Genomic DNA, 26,836 nt, shown 5'->3' with positions numbered 1-26,836 from the left:
CGGCATCCCGTCTGAAAACCCCACGCTTACATACGTATCACTTGTCCAACGTCACCCGAATGCTTTCGCTCAATGCCTTCCAGCGCGGCAGGACATCCTCCGGCGGCGGGGTGAAGTCGGTGAGGTTGTCCAGTCCTTTCTGGAAGGTAAATACCTGCACCGCAATCAGCGGATTGAGTAACCCGCCGGTATGTGCCAAGGCAAACCAGGCCCGTTCCCGTTCACCAGACTCCGGCTTGGGATCAAGGCGCCAGCCTTCCAGGCCGGCCAGCCGGTCACCGATATAACTGGGTTCGATAAAACGGGTCAGCTTCCATTTGGTGCCATCGTAGCCGGGGCGGTAGTCGGTGTCATAAGTGCCCAGGGTGGGCTGGGTGTTCCTGGGATCCCCAACTGAGGCGGTCACCAGGGTAAATATCACATTGGGCGTACTGGTAAAACGCAGGCTGTTCTTGATCGAATAGGCGGTCTTGCCATCATCGGCAATAAAACCATAGGGAAAGCAGATACCCGTGCCTTCAGGTACTTCATATAGTTCACGCGGATGAAAGCGCGCCAGCAGATCCTTGAACGCTTCGGCACCCGTTCCATCAACAGCTCCCTGGCGCATGGCGAAGTAGTAGACCCTCTGGTTGCGGTACAGGTAACCGAAGCCCGGATATTTACCACCAAGGAAGTAGGCGTCGGGGATACCGAGGTCGTGTTCTCTAGGGATGGCCAGCGGAATATCTTTTTCAACAGCCGCTATTTTTTCCAGACGGTCAGTCACCAGCGCTTTCGGGTAATCACCGGTTTCAAACTGCTTCAACAAGCGCTTATGCGTTTCTAAATCATTTAATAGGTGTTTTTGATACCGCATGCCAGTGCCTTTCTCATAGCCAACAGCAGCTTCAAATTCCGAGCGCTCGACAATATCACTGACGTAAATAATCAGGCCCTTGAAATCATAGGACGCAAGGTCGCCTTTCGCGCCGACCTTCAAACCAAAGCCATGTCCACCGCCGTCCGAAACTCGATGGATGTAATCAGCATGAAAGGTGGCCCACTCCATTTCTTCCGGCACATCAAAGGTCAGGCGGCCGAGACATTCCTGTCGGGGTGTGTCCGCCAGCGCAAAACCGAGGGGCAGGCAAACGATAACTGTAAAAATAAGCCTGATCATGTGGCTGAGTCCCTTTGTAGTGGTCTAATGAAACCGGACACCAACTAGGCGACAATACTCGCCATTGAGAGGTGTTCGATGACAAGAAAGCGACGTACTTTTACCCCTGAATTCAAACAGGAAGCAGCCAGCCTGGTGCTGGACCAAGGCTACAGCATTACCCAAGCCAGCACATCGCTGGGCGTGGTTGAAAGCGTCCTGCGCAAGTGGGTTAAACAGCTCACTGAGGAGCGGCAGGGTGTCACCCCTAAAGGCAAAGCCATGACACCAGAGCAGCAGCGCATTCAGGAGTTGGAAGAGCGGTGCCGGCGGCTGGAGATGGAGAAGACCATCCTAAAAAAGGCTACCGCTCTCTTGATGTCGGACGACTGGAAACGTACACGCTGATTGACCAGTTGAGAGAGCAGGCCCCCGTTGACATGGTGTGCGCAGCCTTTGATATCAACCGTTCCTGTTACTACGAACACCGCCAGAGGATACAGCGTGTGGATGCTGAGCGTGTAGCCCTGAGGGCCCAGATTAACGAGCTGTTCAACAAAAGCCGCAGCTCGGCAGGTAGCCGCACCATCAAGGACATGCTGAACGATCAAGGCGTCGGCATCGGCCGCTTCAAGGTGCGCCGTTTGATGGGAGAGCTTGGCCTGATTTGTAAGCAACCAGGCCCCCATAAGTACAAGCAGGCCACCGTGGAGCGGCTAGATATCCCCAACCGTTTGGACCGGGAGTTCGATGTGGCGCAACCAGATCAGGTCTGGTGCGGTGATATCACCTATATCTGGACCGGGCAGCGCTGGAGTTATCTGGCGGTGGTACTGGACCTGTATGCCCGTCGCGTCGTCGGCTGGGCCATGTCTGACACCGCTGATGCGGACTTGGTGGTACAGGCCTTGGAGCATGCGTGGGAGCAGCGTGGGCGCCCTCATGGGGTGATGTTCCATTCTGACCAAGGATCACAGTATGCAAGTCGCAAGTTCCGGCAGAGGCTGTGGCGCTTCCGTATGGTGCAAAGCATGAGTCGTCGAGGCAACTGCTGGGATAATGCTCCTATGGAGCGGCTGTTCCGCAGTCTGAAAACGGAATGGATACCGCCGATGGGGTATCACAGCCTGGCAGCTGCCCGGAAGGATATCAGCAACTACCTGATGGGGTACTACAACCAGAAGCGTCCCCACGCCTTCAATGGCGGGCTCGCTCCGGCGGTGGCCGAAGAAAAACTTAAAACTGTGTCCGGAATCAGTTGACCACTACACTTTGCCCCGGAGTGGCCACTGTTTTATTGGCCGCAAAACGATTGTTTTGTTGTCTGATCAGTTGCGCCAAGATAGTCAGGTTGATACCAGAATCATTATTCTCACCGCGAGTCCATTGAGTCGGTAACTGGCAAATAAATCCTTGTACACCTTTAGGCGCGGCATAGGCTCCGGGCGGCAGATAGATATCGCCTCGCCAGAACGACTCTTCGTAGGGCATAGCCTCCGCCAGATCCCCGCCCGCCCCAAGATCCTTCAGATCTCTGTATGCCCATGTCGGCCATATTGGAGCAGGGAAGCCATCAGAATATCCTGAAATGTCTGGCGTCTTACGCGGCTGAACCTGGCTGATATTACGTGGAATAAAACCAAATATTTCTTCATATAGCTTCGAGTTATCCTCCGCACGCTCCTGAATCGCCCGCCAACTACTCTCCGCCGCTGGTTGGATCAAACAAGCCTCTAGCTCAGTGGCTGGCTGTACTTTGGACGCCTTCGTCAAACTCAACCCGAAGTGCTTTTTCCACAAAGCCACCCGCAGCTCATGCACTGCCTTGCTGACCTGTTGGGGGTTCTTGCCGTCCAGCTTCACCGTGACCGGCGTGCTGTCACGTACGATCACCGCCAGTTCAGAGTCCCGAGGGCCGAGCAGGCTGCGATCGTTGATGTTGGCGCTGCCGAGGATGGCCACACGATCATCAGCGATCAGCAGTTTACTGTGAACATAGATCTGTTCGGTTACTACCCGGCCGTCCAGTTCATCCCATGTGCGCAGGTTAAGCAGGGTCAGATAACAGCTCCAGTCCTGTAGCTCGTAGACCGGACGGTTGTCAGAGCCCCGCCGCTCTATAACCCGCTCTGCCTCGTCACGGCTGAAGCCACGGTCCAATAGCGCGCGGACAGCCATACGTCGTTGAATTCGCTTGATCAGGCTTTGCTCACCGAACGCCAGGCTCTGCATGGTCAGGTGAACCTGATGCATGATGTTGGGTACGTTGAGTGGGCCTTCCGGATGGACGGGCAAGATCATATAGACATGAAATGGCCGATGTTCGTCGATAGCGCGACCAATACGTTCAGCCAACGCTTTACCGATATCGTTGATCACGCCCTGCTGCGGTTCGCCCAAACGATGACTGAGCCAGCCTTGCGCGTTGAGCCCCCACATGCCGAACAACTGGTCGAGAAAGTCGCTGCTTTCCTGGTCAGCGTTGCGTGATATGGCGTCTATTTCTACCCAATCCAGGCGCCAGATATCCCGGGCATCCAAAGCTTCACGCAGGCCCACCCGGAGAACCAGATCCTGACGAAGGGTGCTCGGATCACGCAAGCTCGCCATCGGACCTGAGAGCGGCAGCAAGGGGTTCAGCTCGCCCTCCACACCGAACTCAGTCTGAAAGAACTGATTCTCGATATAGATGAACTGCTGCGCGCTGGAGATCGCCTGCAGCATGGCGCTTTTGCAGTTGGCCTGTATCCCGCGGCTGTCGAACCCAGGAAGCGCCGGCAGATTGACCGCCGCCTGACGGCGACCAGCCTGCTCCTGAGCGAGCATCCTTTCCCCAGCGCTACGCAGTACCTGCACACTGACACCACCGGGCATGGGCTCCGGATAACGGGGAAGCAGTTGCGGGCCTGCAATCCATACCGGGCTGGGCTGTTTCAGATCAAGACGGATAAAGGTATCGGTACTCAGAAAGTGATGCAGACGAGCTTTGCGGATCAGCAAGTTGAGCCAGGTCATGACCGTTTCAAGAGCTTTTTTAACTATCACGGCATGTTGTGGTGCCGGTGTATTGGCCAGATAGGCTTGCTGACCGTTCCATCGATCAATGAAATTTCGCGACAGGTCATATACCGATGGACCGAGCATACTGCAGTGCACGTCCTGCCAGGGCATCCGTGGCTGATCCTTCGCCAGGCAGCCGTTATCCGGGGAGGATAACGGCTGAGCATGCTCAAGCAGATAGGGATAAGGCGCCTGGTTGTCACTCGTCTGCTCCTGCAGAAGGCCGTACAGATGCCAGAGCACTGAGCTACCCAGTTCATTGACCTTGGGTATCAGATCAGCCGGTAACGTATCCAATGACGCGTCAGAAAGCAGCCTGAATACCTGTCCGATATCTGTCTCCGACATCCACAGGTTGATCAGATGAATGCTCTTGATACGCAGTGCCCCGGTCAGATTACCGGGAGTGCTTTGCAGCTCGGCTAACCATTGCTGCAGTCGCTCCTTCAACTCAGGGCTTTCCGACAAGTCATCGACCAATAACTGTATCAGCTCAGCAGTGGCGCGTATGGACCGCTCCAGGAACTGGTACTTGAGCTCCGCAACGCTTCTGCGCCCCCGCTCCAGCGTACCGCCAACCCTCTCCATACCGTGCTGGATGGTCTGCACGATGGGCATCGGAGGCCCCCGGAAGAAATCCAGAGCATGATTGATGCTGTTGCCGACCTGGGCCTTGGAGGGCATCGGAACGGGCCCACCCAGTGCGGGTTTGGACAGATCGAACAGCGCCGCCATGATAAGACCGGTACGGCTGACATGCTCGTCCAGCGCCATCCAGCCGAGCTTGGGCAGGCCCGGATTGTAGGCATCATTACCCAGTCTGCTCGCGCTGTTCAGACTGAAATTGTTGTCATCTCGACGTCCGTAAGCCAGATCAATGCCGCCGACGTAACCCAAGGTGTTATCGATCACCACGCTTTTCTGATGATGTGAAAAGGTCGCGCCGAGCCCTTTCATATCACTCTGCTGAATTGCTGGCGTGCAAAATGCGCGCGGCTCTGCGCCCAACCCCGCGTTCAGCTGAAATATAGCCAATATGGTTTCGATATCATAGGTACCTACGCTGCTGCCGGGGCTCAGCCACGGCATAACATAGACCCGCAATTGCGGCTTGCTGGTCAGCGCCTGATGCAGACATTGCCAGAGCGTACGCTGGCCATCCAACAATACGTCGTAGTTTACCTGCCAACCGGTGATGAAGATGCAGCGTTCGGCTTTGCCTAGCGCACCGGCCAGATCTTTGAAGTAGTCCTCACCCGTGGTGAAGAATTGCACCTGATTACCCGTTCGCTTGGCGGCAAATACCGAGTCGTCGCGGATAAAGTAGTCCGGAGCCGAATAAGCGGCATGGGCGGCGCCATCCCGCTGGTTGATCTGGTTGATTTGCTTGGCATGGGCGGCGCCATCCCGCTGGTTGATCTGGTTGATTTGCTTGGCACGGACGCCGTTGTATGCGGTGGTCTCAGTCATGGTCAATCAACCCTTTGATTGCAGATGGGTATAGAGGTCCGCCGTGGATTTACTGTTCTCTTTGCTTCGCTGCGCAAATAATAGCGAGCTGCATTGCGCTGGACTGGCGCTGTCGCTGTAATCGAGGGCAGCCATGGCTATGCTTTCTGCATGCCAATTGTCCTGTTCGATATGCATGCTCAATTTCACACGCTTGCCTGGGTAGCACAGCCAGATCCAGCTCGAAGCAATAGGGCTGGCTGATGGCTTCGGTGCCTTGAAAGAACAGCACCTTGAAGTCGTGGTCGAGGCGGGGAATGTCGAGCGTGAAATACGCGGTATTGGCCGGGGCGAACATCCTGTGTTCCTTCGTCTGACGAACAAAGGTGCCGTTATATCAGAACCCGTACAGGCGGGCCGACTCGGGGAAAAAGAGGTGTGATGCAGTTGGCAGAAATGAATAATTCGACTAAAACCCTTCTCGAAATTACCCCTCTTCTCTCGCCCCAGCCTTGCGCAACCAATAATGAAACTCCCCATCCTGCTCGTCGGCACGCAGCAACGAATGTCCCGCCAGCTCGGCAAATCGCGCTATATCACGCTGCGAGCCGGCGTCGGTGGCGCATAAATAGAGCACCTGCCCAGAGGCCATACCGTTCAGCGCCACCTTGGCGCGTAGCAGCGGCAGCGGGCAGGAGAGCCCCCGAGCATCTACCGACTGATCAGCCTGCAGTTCATTTTTTTCATCAACCATGCGTACACTCCCGACCATCTGTTTCCGTTTTATCACGGGGCGGCAAGTATACCGCCGCTTGATCGACGGCAGACAATCCGGGCAGAAATGGGTTAGTGTCTAACCATATTTCGTCACCATTTCAGAGTGCGTCCATGCAATGTATCAAAGCGGCCAAAACACCCATCAGAGCCCTGCTGTTCTCGCTGATGGCCGTTATCGCCGTGCCCGCCTCCGCTGAATTCAATCTGCCTTCGCTGGGCGATACCAGCTCGTCGATCATGTCGCGCGAGCAGGAATACCAGCTCGGTCGCGCCTGGCTGTCCATGCTGCGTGGTTCGGTGCGCACTCTGGAAGACCCACTGCTGAAGGATTACATTGAGTCGCATGTGTTCGGTCTGGTGGAAACCAGCCAGCTGGATGATCGACGATTGACCTTCGTTGCCATCAACAGCCCGCAACTCAATGCCTTCGCTGCCCCCGGGGGCATCATAGGGGTCAACGGCGGACTGTTTCTGCATGCCCATATTGAAGCGGAGTTCGCCTCGGTCATGGCGCATGAGCTGGCGCACTTGTCCCAGCGACACTTTGCCCGTGGCCTGCAACATCAACAACAGACCCGTATTCCGCTCATGACCGCAATGCTCGCCAGCATCATCCTCGCTGCCAGTGGCGGTGGCGATGCTGGTTTCGCCGCACTGGCCTCGACTCAGGCAGCGGCGATTCAGGAGCAGCGGCGCTTTTCCCGGCAGAATGAGCAGGAAGCCGACCGCATCGGCCTGCTCAATCTGAAGCAGGCCGGCTTCGACCCCCACGCCATGCCGAACATGTTCGAGCGCCTCGCCAAGCTGAGTCGCTTCAGCCGCACTCCGCCGGAGTTCTTGCTCACGCACCCGGTCAGCCAGTCACGGATCGCCGACTCACGCAACCGCGCAGGACAGCTCAGCAACGATGGCCGACTGGACAGCCTGTACTACCAGATGATGCGCGCCCGCGTACAGTTATTCTACGAGGACAGCCCCGGCCGGGCAGCGCAGCGGTTTCGTGCGCTGCTGGATCAACATGAGGGCGAGCACTCTGCCGCACGCTACGGCCTGGCTTTGGCGCTGATTCGTGGTGGACAATATGAAGCTGCGGAGGAAGAACTGGAGCCTTTGCTGGCCGAGCACCCGAATAACATTGCAGTACAATTGGCCAGAGTAGAGCTGGACAACAGTCGCAACCAACTGGATGGCGCCCTGGCACGCCTCGATCGGCTGCTGCAGGCCCAACCCGACAACTATCCATTGTTGAATGCCAAGGCCGACGTGTTATTGCGCAAGCGCGACTATTCCGCCGCCGAGCGGGTAACAGATCGCCTTGCACGGCTGCGCCCCGAAGATCCGGACGTATGGTATCTGGTATCGGAAATTCGCGGCCTGGCAAAGAATATTCTGGGTGTGCATCAAGCCCGTGCGGAATACTTCATGCTGGCTGGCGACCTGGATCAGGCGGACCAGCAGCTGGAGCAGGCATTGAAGCTCGCCGACAATTTCGTGGTCAGCTCCCGCATCAACGCGCGCCAGGAAGAGGTCGCGCGTCGACGGGAGATCATCAAGAGCTTCTGATCAGAGATTGCGGGTAAAGTCGAGCATCCGTTCCAGTGGGCGTACTGCGGCCGGAATCAACTCCTCCGGTACCAGAATCTCATTGCTGCCCTGCTCCAGGCTTTGCAACAGGCGCGGCAGTGTATTCATCGCCATCCATGGGCAGTTGGCGCAGCTGCGGCAGGTAGCGCCGTCGCCAGCCGTAGGCGCATCGATCAGCCGGCGATCCGGCGCCGCCTGCTGCATCTTGTAGAAGATGCCCTTGTCGGTAGCTACGATGAACGTCGGATTGGGCAACTCGCGAGTGGCATTGATCAGCTGACTGGTTGAGCCCACCACATCGGCCAGTTCGACGACCGACGCTGGGGATTCCGGGTGCACCAGGATCGCCGCCTCGGGATAGACTGCTTTGAGATCCAGCAATGCCTGGGCCTTGAATTCCTCATGCACGATGCAAGCCCCGTCCCACAACAGCATGTCAGCGCCGGTCTGGCTCTGGATATAACCGCCCAGATGTTTATCCGGTGCCCACAGGATCTTCTCGCCCTTGTCCATCAGGCTCTCGACAATCGGCAAGGCGCAGCTGGAGGTAACAACCCAATCAGCACGCGCCTTCACGGCGGCGGACGTATTGGCGTAGACCACCACAGTGCGATCGGGATGCTGATCGCAGAAGGCCGAAAACTCATCGATCGGACAGCCGATATCCAGAGAGCAGGTAGCATCCAGCGTGGGCATCAGTACCCGTTTCTCCGGGCTCAGGATCTTGGCGGTTTCGCCCATGAAACGCACGCCTGCCACCACCAGCGTGCTGGCTGGATGATTCTTGCCGAAACGCGCCATTTCCAGTGAGTCGGAAACACAGCCACCGGTCTCCTCCGCCAGCTCCTGCAACAGCGGATCGGTGTAGTAATGCGCTACCAACACCGCATTATGGGCCTTCAATGCCGCCGCGATGCGCACCTTGTAATCGGCTTTCTCAACATCGCTCAACGGCGCCGGCTGCTTTGCGGCCAGATGGGCCTGCACCAGCAACCTTTCGGAAATCTGAGACATCTAACAACCCCTCCGGGAATGGAACGGGCGACATCATACCACGGTCGCCCTGATCTACCGATGCACAGCGCGAACGCGGCTGGAACTCCCCGCAACGAAGCGAGTCAAGAATTACAAGGGGACAGGCACACACAACAAGGCAGGAATCCCATGTTCAGACACGTACCCGGTCTTTTCTATTCGCCCAGCGCCACCTGGAATCGCATCCACGATGACATCGAACGCAGCCCGTGCAACTTCATTCCGCTGTTGTTGCTCGGCTCACTGATTCCTGCGCTGTGCATCTACTATGGTGCGTCGGTGGCCGGATGGTCGCTCTTCGGCTCGGAACAGCAGAAATTTCTCAGCCAACGCAGCGCCGCCATGCTGGCAGTTGCGGTCTGGCTGGCCTATGTGACCAACATCGTCATCATGGGCTGGATGGTTCGCTGGGTGCTGTTTCGTACCCCAGTACGACCTTCGGCCCTGCGCGGCATGGCATTTGCCACCTTCCTGTCGATGCCATTCATGCTCGGGGCGCTGGCCGCTCTGCTTCCCGAGCGCTGGCTCATCTTGCTGGTCATTCCGATAGTTGCCGGCTATTCAGCGCTGCATTTGTACCTCGGGTTGCCGATCTTCATGCGGCTGAGCAAGACCAAGGCATACTTTCATGCGACCTGCATTCTGGCCGTGGGCCTGCTCACCATGCTGGTGGTCGGCCTGTTCTATCTGGAAAGCTGGCGGGCGCTCGCCCCACCCGGGGATTATCAGGGGATCGAAGAAGAGCGCATCGAGCAGACCTTACCCTGACGTACAGGTCTGCAGAAATACGATAAGGTCCACCTCCTCCGGTTTGAGCCAGCGCCGCCTGGCTCGACCAGCACTCCAGCTCACCTTGTCCAGCTCACCTCTGAGATAAACATCCAGGATCGCGGGATGGATGTAACATTTACGGCACACTGCCGGGGTATTACCCAGCTCGGCGGCAACCAGCTTCACCACCTCGGCCACCGCCTGTTTACTCGGTGAGCGCCCCTGCGCCGTGAGTTCACGCAAGCTGGCTAACGCCAGGGTGCTGCCAGCCCAGGTTCGATAATCCTTGGCAGTGAATTCGGCGCCGGCAATCTCGTGCAGACAGTCATTGATATCCGAGGAACTGACCGAGCAAGCCTGGCCGTCGCTATCCAGATACTGGAATAGATGTTGCCCAGGCAATTCCCGACAGCGGCGCAGTACGCGTGCCAACCGTGGATGACGCAACTTTACCTGATGCTCCACCCCACTCTTGCCGCGGAAACGGAAACGGATGTTGTCGCCACGCAGACTCAGGTGTCGGTTGCGCAGCGTGGTCAAGCCATAGGATTTGTTCTGGCGGGCATATTCCTGATTACCGACACGCACACAGGTTTCATCAAGCAGCATGATGACCGCAGCCACTACTTTTTCACGATTCAGCTGACGAACCCGAAGGCGTTTATCCAACTCTCGACGCAGACCGGACAGGGCATCACCGAAGGCGAGCAGCCGCTCGTACTTGGCTGCATCACGTACTTCCCGCCACAATGGATGATAACGATACTGCTTGCGGCCGCGGGCATCTCGCCCGGTGGCCTGGAGATGGCCAAGAGGATCACGACAGATCCACACGTCCCGATAGGCGGGCGGAATTGCCAATGTATTGATACGTTGAATAATGGCCTTGTCGCGGATGCGCAGACCGTCTTCATCAAAATAGACAGCGGCGCCGCTCAACATCTTTCGGCTGAAACCCGGCGCGCTGTCGGTGACATAATGCAGTGCCGGCGGACACCAGTCTGGGGACTCCGCAGCCGCCGGCATCATATTCTACATCGTTCAGCTGCGGGCGCGTTCAGCATCACGTAGCATCTTCACCTGATCGTGGTTGCGCAACACGCCATCGTACTGACGCTGTACCACCTGACGGATGTCCTCCGGCAAGGCTTTTTCCAGAGCCTTGTGATAACTTTTCTTGGCAACGTCTTCACCCCGTTCGCACTCATTGAGGATCGCCTCGTCATCCTTGCCGGTGATAGCTGATTTCAGATCGACCCAGCGACGGTGCAGGTCGCCGCTGACGCTGGTGCTATCCTCAGGGTCACCACCCAGACGAATTACAATCGCCTGCAGCTCCTGCGCCGCTTTGGCGCACTCTGCGGCGCGCTCACTGAACAGGTTCTTCAGCTCCGGGCGTTTGATGTCTTCGGCACAGGTGCGAAAACCTTCTTCGCCGTCTTTACTGGTTTCAATCAGATCGTTCAGGGTGGAAATCACTTCTTTCGAATCTATGGCGTTCATGAAGTAGCTCCTGCTAATACACTTTGTGAGTGGTACAACAAGTGACCGTAACGGCAAGCTGCGGGTTCAACTTAATTTCTGCGGAAGCATGAGGCGTAAATAATCTGAACAGCCGCTGCGTGCAATCGTCTAATCACATGGGTGTATTCAACCTGATGAGGGATGAGGACGATAAAAATGAATGCCATAGAGCTTTTGAAAGCAGACCACGAGAAGGTGAAGCAACTCTTGGCGGACATCAGCGAAACCACTGAGCGAGCCGTCAAGAAACGCGAGGAGCTGCTGAATAAGATCAAGATGGAGCTGAGTATCCATACCACAATCGAGGAAGAGGACTTCTACCCCGCGTTTAAAGAAGCAGGTGCCAAAGACGAGCTGAAAATGTATTACGAAGCATTGGAGGAACACCGTGCAGTCGAGTCGCTGGTGCTCCCCGACTTGCTGAACACCGAACCCGGCAGTGTCGAATTCTCAGGACGCATCAAAGTCATGAAGGAGCTGCTGGAGCGTAAGCGCTCCATAAACCCCGCCTTGCAACGGGATCAGTAAACAGCGACCTGCCCGCAGTTCCAGGGTAGCAGAGCTTCCAGTTCTTCGGCGTTACTGGCCAGCGGCAGTCGTTCCAACACATACCGCAGCCAGGCATAGGGTTCCTGTCCGTTAGCCTTGGCGGTTTCGACCAGACTGTAGATTAGGGCGCTGGCGTGAGCACCCTTCGGCGTATCGCTGAACAGCCAGTTTTTACGACCGATGACGAATGGGCGGATGGCGCGCTCGGCAGGGTTATTGTCGATCGGTAGGTGCCCAGCCTCGGTGTAGCGGATCAGTTTGCTCCAGTTGCTGGCCAGATAGCCGACTGCTTTACCCAGTGCACTTTGCGGCGTTACCTGACCATGCGTCTTATCCAGCCAGGCTTTGAGCTGAGTCAGTACCGGTTCACTTTTCTGCTGGCGCAGCAGCAGGCGTTGCCCGGCGTTTACATCCTTGCCTTCACGCTCAATGCCGTACAGCTTGTTGATCAGGCTCAGCGCCATATCGGCGCGCCCGGTCTTACCTTTAGGCTGCGCTTTTTGTGCTTCGATGAACTTGCGTCGGGCATGCGCCCAGCAGCCCAGCCGTTCGATGCCGGCTTGTTCGGCCACGGCGTTGTAGCCCGCGTAGTCATCGGTCATCAGGTAGCCTTGATAGCCTTCAAGCAAGCGCAAGGGTACATCCTGGGCACGGCTGGATGTGTAATCAAACAGCACAACCGGATTATCGGGCGGCCCGCCCGTCTGCACCCACATCCAGGATTGACTGGTCGGATCACGATCCGGTTCTTTCAGCACTTGCAGGCGAGTTTCATCGCAGTGGATCAGTGGGCCCGCCAGCAGCCTGTCACGCATTAGGTTGACCAGCGGTTGCAGGTGCTCACTGCTCTGGATGACCCAGCGAGCCAGTGTTTGCCTGGACAGTTCGATGCCGTGGCGACTCAGCACTTTCTCGAAGCGGTGTAGCGGAACGCCATCGACATACTTGGTGGTTAGCAGCATGGCCAGTACGCTGGGGCTGGCCATGCTCTTTTCGATCAGTTGAGCAGGTTTATCGGCAGTGACCGGAGCGGTTTCACACCCCTTGCAGGCGTAGACCTTGCGGATGTGTTTAATCACCCGGATCTGCATCGGGATGATTTCCAGCTGCTCGCTGGTTTCTTCACCGATGGCCTGCTTACGGCAACCGCAGTCACAGGTCAGTTCATGCTCGGGCAGCTCATGTACCACTTCAATGCGCGGCAGTTCTGCTGGTAGCGGCTTACGCTTGCCACGCTTCTTCACCGATACGGGAGCAACCGTTTCTTCGTCATCTTCAGCGGATGTTTCATTGGCCAGGCTTTCGGCTTCGTTGAACATGCCCAGCTGCGGAGAATTCGGATCAGCACTTTGCTCTGACTTGCGCCCGAATAGACGCTGACGCAGCAGCGTGTTTTCTTCCTGCAACTGCGATACGCGAGATTGCATCTGCATCAGCAAATGCTTGAGCTGATCCGGGTCGTTCGGCAGGATGTCGGGGAGCGAAATCATGCCGTGGATTATACCAGCGTCAGGCTACATAACGCGGCCTCAACACCTTGTGCGGTCGGTTACGCCACAGGTCAAAACCGTCGAGCATCCAGTTCAACTCCTCTGCGGTCAGCTCGATAGCATCGTCCCGGATATCCGGTGGCGCCTTGAACCGTTCGGCCTCCAGACGCTTGAGCCAGAGACAGAAACCGTTGCGCTCCCAATAGAGGATCTTAACCCTGTTGCGCGCCCGGTTGAGAAACACAAACAGCACCGGGTCGAACGCCGCCGCCTTTATATCCAGCTCGACCAGGGCTGACAGCCCGTCGATGGACTTTCTGAAGTCCACCGGCTTCGGGTACAGGTAGACTTTTTTAACCTTGGCACCAGGGCGCATCATGAAAAAAACCTCCAGAGGGAATATCGGAGGTCAGCATGGCGCGAACAGAACGTTAGTTGTAGGTGGGGTTTATGGAGCGGTTACGCTGGAGCATCATATCGAAGAAGAGGAAAATGAGATGTTCGCCAACGCCGCCAAGCTGATGAGCGAAGATCAACTTCAGGAGCTGGGCAAACAGATGGAAGAAAAGAAGAACAGCTTGAAGAAAGCGGCCTGAAGACTTGTATAACAGAAGGAAAAGATGGTGGGTCGTGTAGGATTCGAACCTACGACCAATTGGTTAAAAGCCAACTGCTCTACCAACTGAGCTAACGACCCTTTTGATGCGCGATATCTTACTGATTTATCAGCGAAACTCAAGATTTTTTTTGAATATTTTCCGGTGTATCCAACCTGTACACCGGATTTTTCACCCCCTACCAAGCGGGCGTTATTGCAGGTTATTCAGCTCCCGACGCGCCAACTGCGCTGCCGAGGCGTCAGGATGCTTGCTGAGCACTTCCTGGTAGAGTTGCGCCGCCTTGGTCGAGTTACCCAGGCGCCGTTCAACTTCGGCCAGCTTGTACAACGCATCGGCTTGCTTGCGGTGGCCGGCGTACTGGCTCACCACTTTGGCAAATGCCTGGCCGGCAGATTCCAGATCGGACTGCACCAGATAGACTTCGCCCAGCCAGTACTGTGCATTCCCCGCGTAGTCACTTTGCGGATAACGCCGCAGGAAAGCGCTGAAGGCCATCTCAGCCTTCTCGAAATCCCGTGCCTTGACCTGATCGAAAGCCGCCTCGTAAAGCAGCTTTTCACGCGCCGGGTCCGCTTCAGCCGGTGCTTGAGGTGCTGAGCCCGGCGTTGCCGGTGTCACGGGCGGCAGGCTGTCGCGGTTGGCAGGCTCGTCCGCACCTGACGGCGCTGACGAACCTGTGGAAATAGAGGAAAGTCGGCGATCAATATCCTGATAACGATCAAGCTGATCCTTTTCCAACTTCTTCAGTCGATGCTCCTGTTCTTCGAACAGGCCACGCAGCATGGAAACTTCCTGCTGCATCTGATACAGCTGCTGCATAAGCTGGCCCTCTACCGAGAGACCAGCCGAGGAAGATCGGGTATCAGGCAGTGACTGGGCCTGTGTCTGCTGATAGCTCGGCGCATTGCTGCCCGAACTACCTTCCATTACCGGAACCTGAGCCATTGCCGTGGCCGGCAACAGCAGACAACCCAGTACTAAGCCTTGATACCCTTTCATGCGACCTCTTATTTACGCAGTTCTACACGGCGGTTCTGGGCCCATGCTTCTTCGCCAGTACCAGTAACCGCTGCTTTCTCTTCGCCATAGGAGATCAGCTCCAGTTGTGCCGGGGAAACACCCTGCAGAACCAGGTAACGCTGAACAGCTGCGGCACGACGCTCACCCAGAGCCATGTTGTACTCACGAGTACCACGCTCGTCGGTGTGGCCTTCCAGCGCTACGCGGTTGCCCTGCGCCTTGAGGTCCTTGGAATGTACATCCAGGGCACGCATGGCTTCAGGCTTCAGCTCAGAGCTGTCGAACTCGAAGTAGAAAGTGGTGATGGCACGCAGAGCTGCTTCTTCGCTGCTGACATTGCTGCTGCTACCTGCCGAAGAAGTGGAGCTGTCATAACCAGCGTTCGGATCAACTGCGCCAGTGCCGGCAGCATCGCCGCCCTTGGAGGAACAGCCAACCACAACGCCGAAAGCGACAACCAGAGCTGCAAACTTGCCGAACTTGATAACTTCCATCATAGACTCCTGATAAACCCCATTTGGTTTAGTGTTGGTATACCCTATGGCAGGTATGGGGACCATGATGGTACGCGCAGGTCTGTGAACTTCGTCGGAATTTCCGAACGCGCACGACCATTGGTCGAAACCAGCATAAGTACACCCCGTCCCTGTTGACGGGTAGCGTAAATTAACATAGTGCCGTTCGGTGCGACAGTAGGCGACTCATCCAACGACGTTTCTGTTAATACTTTCAAATTCCCACGTTCCAGATCCTGGGTGGCAATATGAAAATTCCTGTAACCATCCTGCCGGTGAACCATGACCATGGTCCGTCCTTCAGACGACAGCTTAGCATTGGCATTATAGTTGCCCACGAAAGTAAGGCGCTCTGCATTGCCATTATTCAAATTCTGTTTATAAATCTGCGGTCGCCCTCCACGATCGGAAGTGAAGACCAGCGTGTTGTCATCAAGCCAGGTCGGCTCGGTATCAATTGCGTAGTGATTGGTGACCCGACGCATTTGCTTGCTTGCAAGATCCATGACGTAAATTTCCGGGTTGCCGTCACGTGACAATACGAATGCCAGCCGTTTTCCATCCGGCGACCAGGCTGGCGCACCATTGAGACCTTCAAAACTGGTGATCCGCTCGCGCCGGCCGGTCTGGATGTAATGCACGAAGATTTCCGGCCGCCGGGATTCAAACGAGACATAGGCGATACGTTGCCCGTCCGGAGCATAGGACGGGGTCAGAATCGGCTCTCGTGATTGCAGTAGGGTTACCGTACGGGCGCCGTCATAATCCGAGCGCTGCAGGGTATAGCGTGTGTTATCAGCGGAAAAACGCTCGGCAGCCACATACAGCAGCTTGGTATTGAACGCGCCCTTGATACCGGTGATGTGCTCAAATACCTCGTCGCTCACCCGGTGGGCCATGTCGCGCAGCTGATTCTGGCTGCCACTGACGGTCCGGGACATAAGCAACTCTTCGCGTACCACGTTATACAGATGGTACTGCAGCTGATAACCCGACGCCGTGCCGGTTACCTGCCCGGCCAGTACATATTCGACGCCCAGCATTTTCCAGTCGCGGGGAAATATCTCCTCGGCGCGGGTAGGATGGCTGAGCATGTTTGCCCGGTCGAAGGGCGTGAACATACCAGAATTGCGTAAATCATTGGCCGAGATCTCAGCCAGATCTTCCGCTAAAGGTGTGCCGCCTTGCCAGCCGAAGGGAACAACTGCGATGGGCGTCGCCCGATCATTGCCCCGGGTGATTTCGATGGCGTCCTGAGCCAGCGCGACTTGCGCCAGGAGCAACATGGCAGCGCAGGTCAGCCAGTACTTCATGGTTTTCATCAAAATGCCAAATCCTCTGGTTTGAAGCGTAAGGTACGCTGTCTGTACAAACGATCGAAAGCTGCTGGACTTTCTCTGGACAACTGTTGCATCTCCGGAATGCGGCCTACATTTCGTACGGCCTGCACTGCCGACTGATCGAATCCGGCATCGCCGCTGGAGCGCTGCACCACCACATCAGTAATATCACCCGAGGGCAGCATGCTGATCCGCACCTCGACGACCATGCCATTACGCGCCGTCGGTGGACGCCGCCACTGTTCACTTACATAGCGGCGGATAACATCATCGTAGCTGGCCGCCACCTCATCACCAAATTGGTCAGCCTGCGCCCGCTGGTACTGCGTCTCGGATGCCAGCAATTCGGCTAACGCCGAGGCCTTGGCTTCTTCCTGCTCGCGCTTGAGCTTGGCGACCCGATCAGCTTCCGCCTTCTTGGCCGCAGCCTCTGCGTCGGTTTTGCGCTTGGCCTCTTCCGCTTTTTTGGCCTCTGCCTTTTTGGCCTCTTCAACCTCTTTACGTTTGGCCGCTTCCTCAGCAGCCTTTTTCTTTGCCGCCTCGGCCTCAGCCAGCTTCTTGGCTGCGTCAGCCTTGCGTTTGGTCTCCTCGGCCTTCTGTCTTTCGACCTGCTCCACCCGCTGACGTTCCTCGACTGCCTTATCTTCGGCCGCCTTGGCGGCCGCTGCAGCTGCCTGGCGCTGTTCAGTTGCTGCGCGCTGCGCCGCCTCCTGCTCCTGTTGCTGTTCCTGCTGCTGGCGTTTCAGCTCTTCAGCTTCATGGCGCTGCGCTGCGGTGCGCTCAGCCTCACCCGCGATTTTCTGATCAGTCTGAGTTGTCGCCGGACTCTTGGAATTCAACTGCACCAGGGTCGCTCGCACGATCGGCTTGGCCGGCTCGTACTCGGGCGCCGAACTGAAGGACACGAAGAGGAAAATCAACACCAGCAGGTGCAGCCCCACCGCCTTGATGATCGGCGCGGCAAAACGCTCCTGACTGGGTTCCGGCATACGGTCGCGGTTATTCACGGCGCCTCGGTAATCAAGCCGACATTAGGCACACCGGCCTGCTGCAGGGATGCCATGGCAGTAACGACAACACCATAATTCACCTCGCGATCACCCCGAATATAGACCAGCGTATCTGGCTGAGCGCGCATGATCTTGGTGACGCCGTCGGTCATTTCTTCCAGCGAGACTGCGGCATCGGTCTGGCTCTCGGTGTCCACTGTGTCGCCCAGGTTCCAGTAATAGGTACCATCGGCGAGTACCGACAGAGTCAATACCTGCTGGTTGGTATCCGATGGCAGAATCTCGCTGGATACCTGGGGCAGGTCCACTTTCACGCCTTGATTGAGCATGGGCGCGGTCACCATGAAGATCACCAGCAGCACGAGCATCACGTCGATATAGGGCACGACGTTCATCTCGGCTACCGGTTTGCGTTTCTGGCGTCTGCCTCTGTGTTGCATGCTCACTCCCCTTCGCTGGCGTGCACGCGGCGATGCAGGATGCTGGAGAACTCATCGGCAAAGGTGTAGTAATGGCCGATCAGGGTTTCCGAGCGAGCCGAGAAACGGTTGTAAGCGATGACCGCTGGGATAGCGGCAAACAGACCGATCGCCGTGGCAATCAGCGCTTCGGCAATCCCCGGCGCCACGGTAGCCAGCGTTGCCTGTTGCACAGTAGCCAGGCCGCGGAATGAGTTCATGATGCCCCATACGGTACCAAACAGACCGATATAGGGACTGGTGGAACCCACTGTAGCGAGAAAGGGCAGGTGCTGGTCGAGCTTTTCTTCCTCGCGCGAAATAGCGACTCGCATGGACCGCTGCACAGCGTCCATCACCGCCTCAGGATCGACACCTGGCTGCTGACGCATACGCGAGAACTCTTTGAACCCGGCGCGGAATATCTGCTCCAGGCCGGAATCGGGATCCGGATTGCCGGTGACCTGACGATAGAGCTTGGACAGGTCGATGCCGGACCAGAAACGGTCCTCGAAATCGTCCAGCGCCTTCTTCGCCGAACGCAGCACGGAACTGCGTTGAAAAATAAGCACCCAGGATGCGATGGACGCTGCCAACAGCGTCAGCATGACCAGTTGCACCAGCACGCTGGCACCGCTTATGAGGTGCCACATCGACATTTGATCAGCTTGCACTCTTTGCCTCTCCTTGCTCTTGCTTCTCTTGGCCGCCCTGTTTCGCCGCAAAGGCGTTGCTCAGGGCAACTGGAATGATTCTGGGTTTGTACTGATCGGCGCTGACGCAGGCAACCAGCACTTCGCCTTCACACAACAATTTTCCATCCGCTCTCCGAATCTGTTGAGCGAAGCGGACACTCGCGCGCTTGAGTTCCAAGACAGCAGCGCTGACCACAAGTTCATCGTCCAGGCACGCAGGTGCGTGGTAACGGGCACTTACCGAATGGACCACAAAAATGATGTTTTCGCGTTGCAGCGCGCTTTGATCAAACCCCAGGGAACGAACCAGCTCAGTGCGGGCGCGCTCCATGAACTTCAGATAATTGACGTAGTAGACAATGCCGCCGGCATCGGTATCCTCAAAATAGACACGGGCCCTGAGCGCGAATGGCTGCCCTGAAATGTCAGACGGCATAATGTAGAGCCAAGTGGATTGTTTGCATAGCGTGTTTGCCTCCAAATCGAAAATATATTTTGACTCCAGGGTCTGGATCGCTGCCCGGGATCACTGATTGAACAGATCACCTACTTGTTGCTCCATCGCCGCAGGCAGATTCATGCCGAAGTGCAGGTAGGCATGCCGGGTGACCACGCGACCGCGCGGCGTACGCATGATGAAGCCCTGCTGAATCAGAAAAGGCTCGAGCACATCTTCGATGGTATGCCTTTCTTCGCTGATGGCTGCGGCCAGACTATCAATCCCCACCGGGCCTCCATCAAACTTGTCGATCATCGCCAGCAGCAGACGGCGGTCCATATGATCAAAGCCCTGCGCATCCACATCCAGCAGATCCAGTGCCTTGTCGGCAATCTCGCAGGTTATGCTGCCCTGCCCGCGCACCTCGGCAAAATCGCGCACCCGGCGCAGCAGGCGGTTGGCGATGCGCGGCGTACCACGCGAGCGGCGGGCGATTTCAAAGGCGCCATCAGGGTGGATTTTCAGCCCCAGAATACCGGCGGAACGGGAAACAATGGTGGCCAGATCCTCGGTGCCATAGAACTCCAGGCGCTGGACGATACCGAAACGGTCGCGCAGCGGATTGGTCAGCATGCCGGCCCGGGTGGTGGCACCCACCAGGGTAAAGGGCGGCAGATCCAGCTTGATCGAGCGTGCGGCGGGGCCTTCGCCGATCATGATATCGAGCTGGTAGTCCTCCATCGCCGGATACAGGATTTCTTCAACTACCGGCGAGAGGCGGTGAATCTCGTCGACAAACAAGACATCACCTTCTTCCAGACTGGTGAGCATCGCGGCCAGATCACCCGCCCTTTCCAATACCGGCCCCGAGGTACTCTTGATCTTCACGCCCATTTCCTGAGCGATGATATTGGCCAGCGTGGTCTTGCCCAGACCCGGCGGCCCGAAGATCAATACATGGTCCAGCGCTTCGCTGCGCCCCCTGGCCGCCGCCATGAACAGCTCCATCTGTTCGCGCACGGCTGGCTGACCGATGTAATCGGCCAGACGGTACGGACGGATGGCCCGATCAATGATTTCTTCCTGCTGCCTTGGCGCAGCAGCGATCAAACGGTCTTCTTCCAGCATGGGACTTCCGTGGTGCTTCGATTAATGAGCTATCAACTCAGGAATTAAACCATGCCCTTCAGGGCGCGGCGAATCAACTCTTCACTACCGAGTCCTTCTTCCTTGATATTGGCGACTGCACGACTCGCTTCCTGCGGCTTGTAACCCAGCGAAATCAGCGCACTGACGGCATCAGCCGTACCGGAAACCGCGGCGGGTGTAGCGCTGCCGCCGGCAAGCGGGACTGCAACTCCAGGGAGGTCTTCCCAGGCCTTGAACTTGTCCTTCAGCTCTACCAGCAAGCGCTCCGCCGTCTTCTTGCCGACCCCCGGCACTCGGGTGAACGCACTGGTATCCTGAGCCTGAACGGCGCGAATCAGCTCCTCCACCTCCAGACCGGACATCAACGCCAGCGCCAGCTTCGGGCCAACGCCGTTGAGCCGAATCAGTTCGCGGAACAGTGTGCGGTCGCGCTTCTCCGCGAAGGCATACAGCAGCTGGGCATCCTCACGCACCACCAGATGGGTATGCACTGTGGTTTTCTCGCCTACTGCCGGCAGTCGATAGAAAGTGCTCATGGGTGCATCCACTTCGTAACCCACACCATTCACATCCAACAGAATGTGCGGCGGTTGTTTTTCCAACAAAATACCGGTGAGCCGGCCTATCATCTATTTCTCTCCTTCAGCGTCGCCGCATGCGACCGTTGCGCAATCCCAAAAGCCCACCCCCAACCTGCTCCTTCAGTCCGATGGAATGAACATGACACAGGGCTATCGCCAATGCATCCGCGGCATCAGCCTGCGGCGTACCGGACAGCCCAAGCAGTTGAGTGACCATATGCTGCACTTGCGTCTTGTCCGCAGCACCGGTACCCACCACCGCCTGTTTTACCTGGCGAGCAGTATATTCATGCACTTGCAGCCCTGCGTTCACGGCGGCGACGATCGCAGCGCCGCGTGCCTGCCCCAGCTTGAGCGCGGAATCAGGGTTGCGCGCCATGAACACCTGTTCGATGCTCAGCACCTGCGGTTGATACTTGCCGATCAGTTCGCTGAGATTGTCAAAGATGTGCTTCAGGCGTTCGGGAAATGGTCCGTCGCCCAAGCGAATGCAGCCGGAGGTAACGTATTCGCACCCATCACGACCCTCGCGAACAATACCAAAACCGGTAATCCGTGAGCCTGGGTCTATACCGAGAATCAGTGCCATGCGCTCAACCTTCCGTGGGTGACATGAAAAAGGGAGGCCATGCCTCCCCTTCCCTCTTGCAGATTGCACCGACGACGTCGGTCACTCCATCTGCTCCAATACGTCATCCGGAATATCGGCGTTGGAGTAGACGTTCTGCACGTCGTCCAGGTCTTCCAGCATATCAATCAGTTGGATGACCTTCTGCGCCGTGTCCAGATCCAGCGATGTGGTGGTGGCAGGAATCATGCTGATCTCCGCCGACTCACTGGTAAAGCCCGCCGCATCCAGCGCATCCTTGACCGCTCCGAAGTCTTCGAAAGCAGTCAATACATCGATCGAGCCGTCGTCATTGTTGAGGATATCTTCCGCACCTGCCTCCAGCCCTGCTTCCATCAACGCCTCTTCGTCGGCGCCCGGTGCATAACTGATCTGACCACGCCGGGTGAACAGGTAAGCTACCGAGCCATCAGTGCCAAGATTGCCGCCACTCTTGTTAAAGGCATGGCGCACTTCGGCCACAGTACGGTTGCGATTATCCGTCATTACTTCGACCAATACCGCCACACCGCCGGCCCCGTAACCCTCATAGGTCAGCTCTTCCATGTTGTCGGCATCGTTGCTTCCGGCACCACGGGCAATAGCGCGGTCAATGGTGTCACGGGTCATGTTCGCGGTCAGCGCCTTGTCCACCGCCGCGCGCAGCCGCGGGTTATCCGCCGGTATCGGGCCGCCGATTTTGGCCGCCACCGTCAGCTCACGGATCAGCTTGGTGAAAACCTTGCCGCGCTTGGCGTCCTGCGCCGCCTTGCGATGCTTGATATTGGCCCACTTGGAATGACCAGCCATGACATAACTCCACTAACTCGATAACGTCAGTCGCCGGCGCACCGGCGACACTCCAACAAATTTACTCGACCTTGGGTTGCTCACGCAGACGAATGCTCAGTTCGCGCAGCGCCTTGGCGTCCACTACACCCGGCGCCTGGGTCATGACACAGGCCGCACTCTGAGTTTTCGGGAAGGCAATGACCTCGCGGATCGACTGTGCACCGGTCACCAGCATGACCAGGCGGTCCAGACCGAAGGCCAGGCCACCGTGCGGCGGCGCGCCATACTTGAGCGCGTCGAGCAGGAAGCCGAATTTCTCCTGCTGCTCCTCGGCACTGATGCCAAGAATATCGAATACTACCTGCTGCATTTCCCGGCGGTGGATACGGATGGAGCCGCCACCCAGTTCGGTGCCGTTGAGCACCATGTCATAGGCACGGGACAGCGCCGCGCCGGGGTTGGCCTGCAGCTCTTCCGGGGAGCACTTGGGTGCAGTGAACGGGTGGTGCAGCGCGCTGAGGCTGCCGTCATCGTTCTCTTCGAACATCGGGAAGTCGACCACCCACAACGGTGCCCATTCACAGGTCAGCAGATTCAGGTCATGACCCAGTCGGATACGCAGTGCGCCCAACGCCTCGGAGACGATCCGCGCCTGGTCTGCGCCGAAAAACACGATATCGCCATCCACCGCACCAACGCGGTCAAGGATGACATTGAGGTTGTCCTCAGGGATGAACTTGACGATCGGTGACTGCAATCCCTCAACACCCTTGGCCCGCTCATTGACCTTGATGTAAGCCAGCCCCTTGGCACCATAGATGCCAACGAACTTGGTGTATTCGTCGATCTGCTTGCGCGGCATGGCGGCACCACTTGGCACGCGCAGTGCGGCAACGCGCCCTTTGGGGTCCTTGGCGGGGCCACTGAACACCTTGAAGTCGACCTCGGTCAACTGGTCAGCCACGTCCACCAGCTCCAGCGGGTTGCGCAGGTCCGGCTTGTCCGAACCATAGCGACGCTGGGCCTCTTCAAAGGTCATGTGCGGGAAGTCGCCCAGGTCCACATCCAGTACTTCCTTGAACAGACCGCGGATCATGCCCTCGGTCAGGCCCATGATGTCCTGTTCGTCGAGGAAGCTGGTTTCGATATCGATCTGGGTGAATTCCGGCTGACGGTCAGCACGCAGATCTTCATCGCGGAAGCACTTGGCGATCTGATAATAACGATCGAAGCCTGCCACCATCAGCAACTGCTTGAACAGCTGCGGCGATTGCGGCAGTGCAAAGAAGTTGCCGGGATGGGTGCGGCTGGGCACCAGATAGTCACGGGCACCTTCGGGCGTGGCGCGAGTAAGGATCGGCGTTTCCACATCAAGGAAGCCATTGTCATCCAGATAGCGGCGGATGCTGCTGGTGATACGCGAGCGCAGCTTCAGCTTGGCGGCCATTTCCGGACGACGCAGGTCGATGAAGCGATAACGCAGGCGCGTTTCTTCGCCGACATCGGAATACTCGTCCAGCGGGAACGGCGGGGTCTCGGCCTGGTTCAGCACTTCCAGTTCATAGCCGAGCACTTCAATCGCACCAGAGGCCATGTTCGGATTGACTGCACCGGCCGGACGCGGACGTACCTTGCCACGCACCTTGACCACGAATTCGCTGCGCACCCGGTCGGCCAGAGCGAAGGTATCTTCCCTATCCGGATCGAATACCACCTGGGCCAGGCCTTCACGGTCACGGATATCCAGAAAGATCACACCACCATGGTCGCGACGGCGATGGACCCAGCCGCAGAGTGTGATTTCCTGGTCCGCCAGTGTTTCGTTCAACTGGCCGCAATAGTGGGTACGCATCATGGTGTGGAATCCTGTTGTCGACAGAGCGGCTGCGTCCTGGCCAAGCGGCTTGGCCCATGCGTCAGCGCGGATAGATAAAAGCGCCATAATATACCCGAAGTAACCCGCCTCAGGCGAGCATTGCCGGTGCGACACAGACTTCATAGTCCGACCCAATGGCGACGATTAGCAAACAGGACTTGAGCAAGACCCGCGACGACATATACTGATTGAACATTTTCCGCTGCAACCTTGGAGATAAAAATGAAGATTGATATCGGTATCAACCAGAAGGATCGGGAGCAAATCGCTGAGGGTCTGTCTCATCTGCTGGCGGACACCTATACCCTGTATCTGAAAACCCATAATTTCCACTGGAACGTCAAGGGACCAATGTTCCAGACCCTGCACACCATGTTCGAAGGCCAGTACACCGAACTGGCAGCAGCCGTTGACGAGATTGCCGAGCGCATCCGCACCTTGGGTTTTCCGGCGCCGGGTACTTATAAGGCCTTCGCCAAACTGAGCTCGATCAAGGAAGAGGACGGCGTGCCCGAAGCCACCGACATGATCCGCCTGCTGGTGGAAGGCCATGAAACCTGTGCCCGCACCGCCCGCGAAGCCTTCCCTGCTTGCGAGAAGGCCAGTGACGAGCCCAGCGCTGACTTGCTGACCCAGCGCATGCAGGCCCATGAAAAAACCGCATGGATGCTGCGCAGTCTTCTGGAAAAGTAAACTCTTGCGGGGCGGATCCTCTTCCGCCCCTGCTTTACCCCTTCATCCTCTTTGTGACAGCAACGTTTTCAGGTTAGAGTGCGCACCCGGCCATAACACAACTACCGCCGGATCCGTCATAGCCACAGTTGCAACAGGATGAATCGTTTTGAACAGTATCCGTTACCTTCACTTGATCGTCGGCCTGGCAGCACTGCTGTCCGGTCTGTATTTCAGCGTGCCCTTCTTCAGTCAGAATGGCCTCATCGACCTTTCAGCAATCTCCGCCATGCTGCTGGGACTGGTCAATATTCAACAGTTCAGCAATAACGCACGCACCCGCTCCCCGATACGCAACACCTTATCCATTCTCGGCTCGGTATTATTGTTGCTGGGGGCGCTGGTTCCACTGGTGACACTGCTGGCCAACCCCGCAGCCGGTACCTTGCTGACCCTGGCAGTCGGCATCAGCGTCGCTGGCGTCTGCCTGTTCGCCGTACTCAGCCTGACCGGCATGCTGCCCCGCCCAGCTCGTGCGCATCGCACTAACGACAGCGCACGGGAGATGGGTACGGTGAAGTGGTTCAACACCAGCAAAGGTTTCGGCTTCATTTCGCGGGATCAGGGTGAGGATGTTTTCGTACACTTCCGCGCCATCCGTGGCGAAGGGCATCGTGTGCTGCTGGAAGGGCAACGGGTGGAGTTCGTCGTGGCACATCGGGAAAAAGGCTTGCAGGCCGAGGACGTCGAGCCGCTGGACTGAGCTGCCGTCAGTAATGGGGCGGAGGTTGATCATCCTCCGCATCCCCCGGCATGGATGCCGCAAGATCAGCCTGTCGGCGGGCCACCAACTCCAAGGCCCGCCGCAGCTTTCCCAGTTCCAACTCCTGGCGACTCACCACATCATTCAGCGCTTGTATGGTGTCATCCTGAAACGCCAGGCGCACTTCCAATTCATCCACTCTCGCTATCAATTGCTCAGTCACTTGAACTGCTCCGCATAAGTGAAGTTGGTTGTGAGCACAGACTTCAATCGCTGCACACACTCGCTCAATTGTTCATCGTTATAGGCCACCGCGGGTAACTTGCCCCAAACTGGAGCAGGCCATGCCGGATCGCCCCGATATCGCACGATATGGTGAACGTGTAATTGGCTGACCATATTGCCCAAGGCCGCGATGTTGATCTTGTGCGCCGAAAAGCTATCTTTCAATGCCTCTGCCAACCAGCAGGACTCATCCAGCAACTGCTGTCGGTCGGCCTGTTCCAGCTGAAATACCTCCGTTACGTCCTCACGCCGTGGCACAAGAACAAACCAGGGATACTGCATATCATTTATAAGCAGAAGAGTGCTTAATTCAAAGTCGCCTACCCAAATGCCATCATTGACCAGTTGCGGGTGAAGACTGTACATAGTAACTTCCTTACAGGGAATTGGTTGTGAGTCCTGCCCAAGCATGAGGCAGATCAAGGAAATAGCGTACGGAACCGCTAAGCTCTTGCTCTATAAAACAATAATACACCAAGCGGCAAAGTTACCGAGATGAATGCGTGAACCAAACGCAGCTTTCGCAGCTTTTTTGCGTATCGCTTTCGCATTTTTTTGACTTTGATGCTTTAATCAATGCGATATGGATCTGAAAGAATCTGCTCAAGGGAGTCCAGCCAGAGCACCTCTTTTC

At 57.0% G+C, this 26,836-nt stretch carries 28 protein-coding genes, 1 tRNA gene and 2 pseudogenes; 7 read left to right on the top strand and 24 right to left on the bottom strand.

Going from position 1 to position 26,836, the window contains the following annotated elements:
- Positions 1-37: 37 nt before the first annotated feature.
- Positions 38-1,162 carry a T6SS immunity protein Tli4 family protein gene (locus tag BLU11_RS19385; protein ID WP_172828661.1) on the bottom strand — a complete coding sequence of 375 codons (1,125 nt, stop codon included), beginning with the start codon at positions 1,160-1,162 and terminating at the stop codon, positions 38-40.
- 78 nt (positions 1,163-1,240) lie between these two features.
- Here BLU11_RS19385 and BLU11_RS03095 point away from each other — a divergent pair.
- Positions 1,241-2,403 (top strand): IS3 family transposase gene (locus BLU11_RS03095; RefSeq protein WP_090272001.1). Its coding sequence is split into 2 segments (ribosomal slippage): positions 1,241-1,496 and positions 1,496-2,403, totalling 1,164 coding nucleotides; the frame shifts between segments, so codons are not numbered across the junction.
- Here the strand turns inward: BLU11_RS03095 and BLU11_RS03090 are convergent.
- The 3 genes from BLU11_RS03090 to BLU11_RS03080 all read right to left on the bottom strand — a co-directional run bounded on the left by BLU11_RS03090 (position 2,396) and on the right by BLU11_RS03080 (position 6,404).
- Positions 2,396-5,671, bottom strand: coding sequence for a phospholipase D-like domain-containing protein (locus tag BLU11_RS03090; RefSeq protein ID WP_090272000.1), 3,276 nt, complete (start codon positions 5,669-5,671; stop codon positions 2,396-2,398). The two genes, BLU11_RS03095 and BLU11_RS03090, sit on opposite strands and share 8 nt — an antisense overlap.
- A 49-nt stretch (positions 5,672-5,720) precedes the next feature.
- Positions 5,721-6,008 (bottom strand): hypothetical protein, encoded by a 288-nt coding sequence (locus tag BLU11_RS03085; RefSeq protein ID WP_090271999.1) that lies wholly within the window; start codon positions 6,006-6,008, stop codon positions 5,721-5,723.
- Between the two features lie 129 nt (positions 6,009-6,137).
- Positions 6,138-6,404: a sulfurtransferase TusA family protein gene (locus BLU11_RS03080; RefSeq protein ID WP_090271998.1), complete on the bottom strand. Its 267-nt coding sequence runs from the start codon at positions 6,402-6,404 to the stop codon at positions 6,138-6,140.
- Positions 6,405-6,538: 134 nt separating this feature from the next.
- Between BLU11_RS03080 and BLU11_RS03075 the strand changes: the two genes are divergently transcribed.
- Positions 6,539-7,990, top strand: a complete 1,452-nt coding sequence (locus tag BLU11_RS03075) for a M48 family metalloprotease (protein WP_090271997.1) — start codon at positions 6,539-6,541, stop codon at positions 7,988-7,990.
- On the opposite strand, the gene nadA is transcribed toward BLU11_RS03075, so the two are convergent.
- Complete coding sequence (gene nadA / locus BLU11_RS03070; protein ID WP_090271996.1) at positions 7,991-9,025, bottom strand: quinolinate synthase NadA; 1,035 nt, start codon at positions 9,023-9,025, stop codon at positions 7,991-7,993.
- A gap of 150 nt (positions 9,026-9,175) precedes the next feature.
- Here nadA and BLU11_RS03065 point away from each other — a divergent pair, with 150 nt between their 5' ends.
- Positions 9,176-9,814, top strand: a complete 639-nt coding sequence (locus tag BLU11_RS03065) for a Yip1 family protein (RefSeq protein ID WP_157718525.1) — start codon at positions 9,176-9,178, stop codon at positions 9,812-9,814.
- Here BLU11_RS03065 and BLU11_RS03060 read toward each other — a convergent pair.
- Together BLU11_RS03060 and BLU11_RS03055 are read right to left on the bottom strand one after the other, a co-directional pair.
- Positions 9,806-10,843: a DNA topoisomerase IB gene (locus BLU11_RS03060; RefSeq protein WP_090276192.1), complete on the bottom strand. Its 1,038-nt coding sequence runs from the start codon at positions 10,841-10,843 to the stop codon at positions 9,806-9,808. The two genes, BLU11_RS03065 and BLU11_RS03060, sit on opposite strands and share 9 nt — an antisense overlap.
- 15 nt (positions 10,844-10,858) lie before the next feature.
- On the bottom strand, positions 10,859-11,320 hold the full coding sequence (locus BLU11_RS03055) for a ferritin-like domain-containing protein (RefSeq protein ID WP_090271994.1): 462 nt from the start codon (positions 11,318-11,320) through the stop codon (positions 10,859-10,861).
- A 177-nt stretch (positions 11,321-11,497) separates the two neighbouring features.
- Between BLU11_RS03055 and BLU11_RS03050 the strand changes: the two are divergent.
- Positions 11,498-11,827 (top strand): annotated as a pseudogene (locus BLU11_RS03050) (hemerythrin domain-containing protein); the annotation flags it as partial.
- A gap of 35 nt (positions 11,828-11,862) precedes the next feature.
- On the opposite strand, the gene tnpC reads toward BLU11_RS03050, so the two are convergent.
- Positions 11,863-13,380 carry an IS66 family transposase gene (tnpC, locus tag BLU11_RS03045; RefSeq protein ID WP_090271992.1) on the bottom strand — a complete coding sequence of 506 codons (1,518 nt, stop codon included), beginning with the start codon at positions 13,378-13,380 and terminating at the stop codon, positions 11,863-11,865.
- A 19-nt stretch (positions 13,381-13,399) separates the two neighbouring features.
- A complete protein-coding gene (gene tnpB / locus BLU11_RS03040) occupies positions 13,400-13,759 on the bottom strand; it encodes an IS66 family insertion sequence element accessory protein TnpB (protein ID WP_231702264.1) in 360 nt (119 codons plus the stop codon).
- Positions 13,760-13,844: 85 nt separating this feature from the next.
- Here tnpB and BLU11_RS19500 point away from each other — a divergent pair.
- Positions 13,845-13,976, top strand: a pseudogene (locus tag BLU11_RS19500) (hemerythrin domain-containing protein); the annotation flags it as partial.
- 25 nt (positions 13,977-14,001) lie between these two features.
- Here the strand turns inward: BLU11_RS19500 and BLU11_RS03035 are convergent.
- The 13 genes from BLU11_RS03035 to aspS all read right to left on the bottom strand — a co-directional run bounded on the left by BLU11_RS03035 (position 14,002) and on the right by aspS (position 24,461).
- Positions 14,002-14,077 (bottom strand) — tRNA-Lys (locus tag BLU11_RS03035).
- Positions 14,078-14,189: 112 nt separating this feature from the next.
- Positions 14,190-14,999: a tol-pal system protein YbgF gene (ybgF, locus tag BLU11_RS03030; protein WP_090271991.1), complete on the bottom strand. Its 810-nt coding sequence runs from the start codon at positions 14,997-14,999 to the stop codon at positions 14,190-14,192.
- An 8-nt stretch (positions 15,000-15,007) separates the two neighbouring features.
- Entirely contained in the window at positions 15,008-15,514 is a 507-nt protein-coding gene (gene pal / locus BLU11_RS03025) for a peptidoglycan-associated lipoprotein Pal (RefSeq protein ID WP_090271990.1), read from the bottom strand.
- A gap of 44 nt (positions 15,515-15,558) precedes the next feature.
- Complete coding sequence (gene tolB, locus BLU11_RS03020) at positions 15,559-16,848, bottom strand: Tol-Pal system beta propeller repeat protein TolB (protein ID WP_090276188.1); 1,290 nt, start codon at positions 16,846-16,848, stop codon at positions 15,559-15,561.
- Between the two features lie 8 nt (positions 16,849-16,856).
- Positions 16,857-17,864: a cell envelope integrity protein TolA gene (gene tolA / locus BLU11_RS03015; protein ID WP_090276186.1), complete on the bottom strand. Its 1,008-nt coding sequence runs from the start codon at positions 17,862-17,864 to the stop codon at positions 16,857-16,859.
- Between the two features lie 14 nt (positions 17,865-17,878).
- Positions 17,879-18,325, bottom strand: coding sequence for a protein TolR (gene tolR / locus BLU11_RS03010; protein ID WP_090271989.1), 447 nt, complete (start codon positions 18,323-18,325; stop codon positions 17,879-17,881).
- Positions 18,326-18,327: 2 nt separating this feature from the next.
- Positions 18,328-19,002 carry a protein TolQ gene (gene tolQ, locus BLU11_RS03005; protein WP_090276184.1) on the bottom strand — a complete coding sequence of 225 codons (675 nt, stop codon included), beginning with the start codon at positions 19,000-19,002 and terminating at the stop codon, positions 18,328-18,330.
- Between the two features lie 4 nt (positions 19,003-19,006).
- Positions 19,007-19,474 carry a tol-pal system-associated acyl-CoA thioesterase gene (gene ybgC, locus BLU11_RS03000; RefSeq protein ID WP_090271988.1) on the bottom strand — a complete coding sequence of 156 codons (468 nt, stop codon included), beginning with the start codon at positions 19,472-19,474 and terminating at the stop codon, positions 19,007-19,009.
- A gap of 90 nt (positions 19,475-19,564) precedes the next feature.
- On the bottom strand, positions 19,565-20,605 hold the full coding sequence (ruvB, locus tag BLU11_RS02995) for a Holliday junction branch migration DNA helicase RuvB (RefSeq protein WP_090271987.1): 1,041 nt from the start codon (positions 20,603-20,605) through the stop codon (positions 19,565-19,567).
- Positions 20,606-20,649: 44 nt separating this feature from the next.
- Positions 20,650-21,255, bottom strand: a complete 606-nt coding sequence (gene ruvA, locus BLU11_RS02990; RefSeq protein WP_090271986.1) for a Holliday junction branch migration protein RuvA — start codon at positions 21,253-21,255, stop codon at positions 20,650-20,652.
- Between the two features lie 13 nt (positions 21,256-21,268).
- Complete coding sequence (ruvC, locus tag BLU11_RS02985; RefSeq protein ID WP_090271985.1) at positions 21,269-21,796, bottom strand: crossover junction endodeoxyribonuclease RuvC; 528 nt, start codon at positions 21,794-21,796, stop codon at positions 21,269-21,271.
- Between the two features lie 81 nt (positions 21,797-21,877).
- Positions 21,878-22,624 (bottom strand): YebC/PmpR family DNA-binding transcriptional regulator, encoded by a 747-nt coding sequence (locus BLU11_RS02980; protein WP_090271984.1) that lies wholly within the window; start codon positions 22,622-22,624, stop codon positions 21,878-21,880.
- A gap of 61 nt (positions 22,625-22,685) precedes the next feature.
- Entirely contained in the window at positions 22,686-24,461 is a 1,776-nt protein-coding gene (gene aspS / locus BLU11_RS02975) for an aspartate--tRNA ligase (RefSeq protein WP_090271983.1), read from the bottom strand.
- Positions 24,462-24,704: 243 nt separating this feature from the next.
- Between aspS and BLU11_RS02970 the strand changes: the two genes are divergently transcribed.
- Positions 24,705-25,175: a Dps family protein gene (locus BLU11_RS02970; protein WP_090271982.1), complete on the top strand. Its 471-nt coding sequence runs from the start codon at positions 24,705-24,707 to the stop codon at positions 25,173-25,175.
- Between the two features lie 148 nt (positions 25,176-25,323).
- Positions 25,324-25,917 carry a cold-shock protein gene (locus BLU11_RS19665; protein ID WP_269433231.1) on the top strand — a complete coding sequence of 198 codons (594 nt, stop codon included), beginning with the start codon at positions 25,324-25,326 and terminating at the stop codon, positions 25,915-25,917.
- Between the two features lie 7 nt (positions 25,918-25,924).
- On the opposite strand, the gene BLU11_RS02960 is transcribed toward BLU11_RS19665, so the two are convergent.
- A complete protein-coding gene (locus BLU11_RS02960) occupies positions 25,925-26,140 on the bottom strand; it encodes a SlyX family protein (RefSeq protein ID WP_090271981.1) in 216 nt (71 codons plus the stop codon).
- Positions 26,137-26,568 (bottom strand): HIT domain-containing protein, encoded by a 432-nt coding sequence (locus tag BLU11_RS02955; protein ID WP_090271980.1) that lies wholly within the window; start codon positions 26,566-26,568, stop codon positions 26,137-26,139. The genes BLU11_RS02960 and BLU11_RS02955 overlap by 4 nt, the downstream gene beginning before the upstream one ends.
- Between the last annotated feature and the right edge of the window lie 268 nt (positions 26,569-26,836).

It is taken from the genome of Halopseudomonas litoralis (assembly GCF_900105005.1).
Lineage (GTDB): Bacteria > Pseudomonadota > Gammaproteobacteria > Pseudomonadales > Pseudomonadaceae > Halopseudomonas > Halopseudomonas litoralis.
Note: the sequence above shows the minus strand (reverse complement) of the source record. Positions and strands in the feature narration are given on the sequence as shown.

Bases quoted from the DNA above. Each gene is read 5' to 3' on its own strand.
- BLU11_RS19385 (WP_172828661.1), bottom strand. From the start codon at position 1,162: ATGATCAGGCTTATTTTTACAGTTATCGTTTGCCTGCCCCTCGGTTTT.
- BLU11_RS03090 (WP_090272000.1), bottom strand. From the start codon at position 5,671: ATGACTGAGACCACCGCATACAACGGCGTCCGTGCCAAGCAAATCAAC.
- BLU11_RS03085 (WP_090271999.1), bottom strand. From the start codon at position 6,008: ATGTTCGCCCCGGCCAATACCGCGTATTTCACGCTCGACATTCCCCGC.
- BLU11_RS03080 (WP_090271998.1), bottom strand. From the start codon at position 6,404: ATGGTTGATGAAAAAAATGAACTGCAGGCTGATCAGTCGGTAGATGCT.
- BLU11_RS03075 (WP_090271997.1), top strand. From the start codon at position 6,539: ATGCAATGTATCAAAGCGGCCAAAACACCCATCAGAGCCCTGCTGTTC.
- nadA (WP_090271996.1), bottom strand. From the start codon at position 9,025: ATGTCTCAGATTTCCGAAAGGTTGCTGGTGCAGGCCCATCTGGCCGCA.
- BLU11_RS03065 (WP_157718525.1), top strand. From the start codon at position 9,176: ATGTTCAGACACGTACCCGGTCTTTTCTATTCGCCCAGCGCCACCTGG.
- BLU11_RS03060 (WP_090276192.1), bottom strand. From the start codon at position 10,843: ATGCCGGCGGCTGCGGAGTCCCCAGACTGGTGTCCGCCGGCACTGCAT.
- BLU11_RS03055 (WP_090271994.1), bottom strand. From the start codon at position 11,320: ATGAACGCCATAGATTCGAAAGAAGTGATTTCCACCCTGAACGATCTG.
- tnpC (WP_090271992.1), bottom strand. From the start codon at position 13,380: ATGATTTCGCTCCCCGACATCCTGCCGAACGACCCGGATCAGCTCAAG.
- tnpB (WP_231702264.1), bottom strand. From the start codon at position 13,759: ATGATGCGCCCTGGTGCCAAGGTTAAAAAAGTCTACCTGTACCCGAAG.
- ybgF (WP_090271991.1), bottom strand. From the start codon at position 14,999: ATGAAAGGGTATCAAGGCTTAGTACTGGGTTGTCTGCTGTTGCCGGCC.
- pal (WP_090271990.1), bottom strand. From the start codon at position 15,514: ATGGAAGTTATCAAGTTCGGCAAGTTTGCAGCTCTGGTTGTCGCTTTC.
- tolB (WP_090276188.1), bottom strand. From the start codon at position 16,848: ATGAAGTACTGGCTGACCTGCGCTGCCATGTTGCTCCTGGCGCAAGTC.
- tolA (WP_090276186.1), bottom strand. From the start codon at position 17,864: ATGCCGGAACCCAGTCAGGAGCGTTTTGCCGCGCCGATCATCAAGGCG.
- tolR (WP_090271989.1), bottom strand. From the start codon at position 18,325: ATGCAACACAGAGGCAGACGCCAGAAACGCAAACCGGTAGCCGAGATG.
- tolQ (WP_090276184.1), bottom strand. From the start codon at position 19,002: ATGTCGATGTGGCACCTCATAAGCGGTGCCAGCGTGCTGGTGCAACTG.
- ybgC (WP_090271988.1), bottom strand. From the start codon at position 19,474: ATGCCGTCTGACATTTCAGGGCAGCCATTCGCGCTCAGGGCCCGTGTC.
- ruvB (WP_090271987.1), bottom strand. From the start codon at position 20,605: ATGCTGGAAGAAGACCGTTTGATCGCTGCTGCGCCAAGGCAGCAGGAA.
- ruvA (WP_090271986.1), bottom strand. From the start codon at position 21,255: ATGATAGGCCGGCTCACCGGTATTTTGTTGGAAAAACAACCGCCGCAC.
- ruvC (WP_090271985.1), bottom strand. From the start codon at position 21,796: ATGGCACTGATTCTCGGTATAGACCCAGGCTCACGGATTACCGGTTTT.
- BLU11_RS02980 (WP_090271984.1), bottom strand. From the start codon at position 22,624: ATGGCTGGTCATTCCAAGTGGGCCAATATCAAGCATCGCAAGGCGGCG.
- aspS (WP_090271983.1), bottom strand. From the start codon at position 24,461: ATGATGCGTACCCACTATTGCGGCCAGTTGAACGAAACACTGGCGGAC.
- BLU11_RS02970 (WP_090271982.1), top strand. From the start codon at position 24,705: ATGAAGATTGATATCGGTATCAACCAGAAGGATCGGGAGCAAATCGCT.
- BLU11_RS02955 (WP_090271980.1), bottom strand. From the start codon at position 26,568: ATGTACAGTCTTCACCCGCAACTGGTCAATGATGGCATTTGGGTAGGC.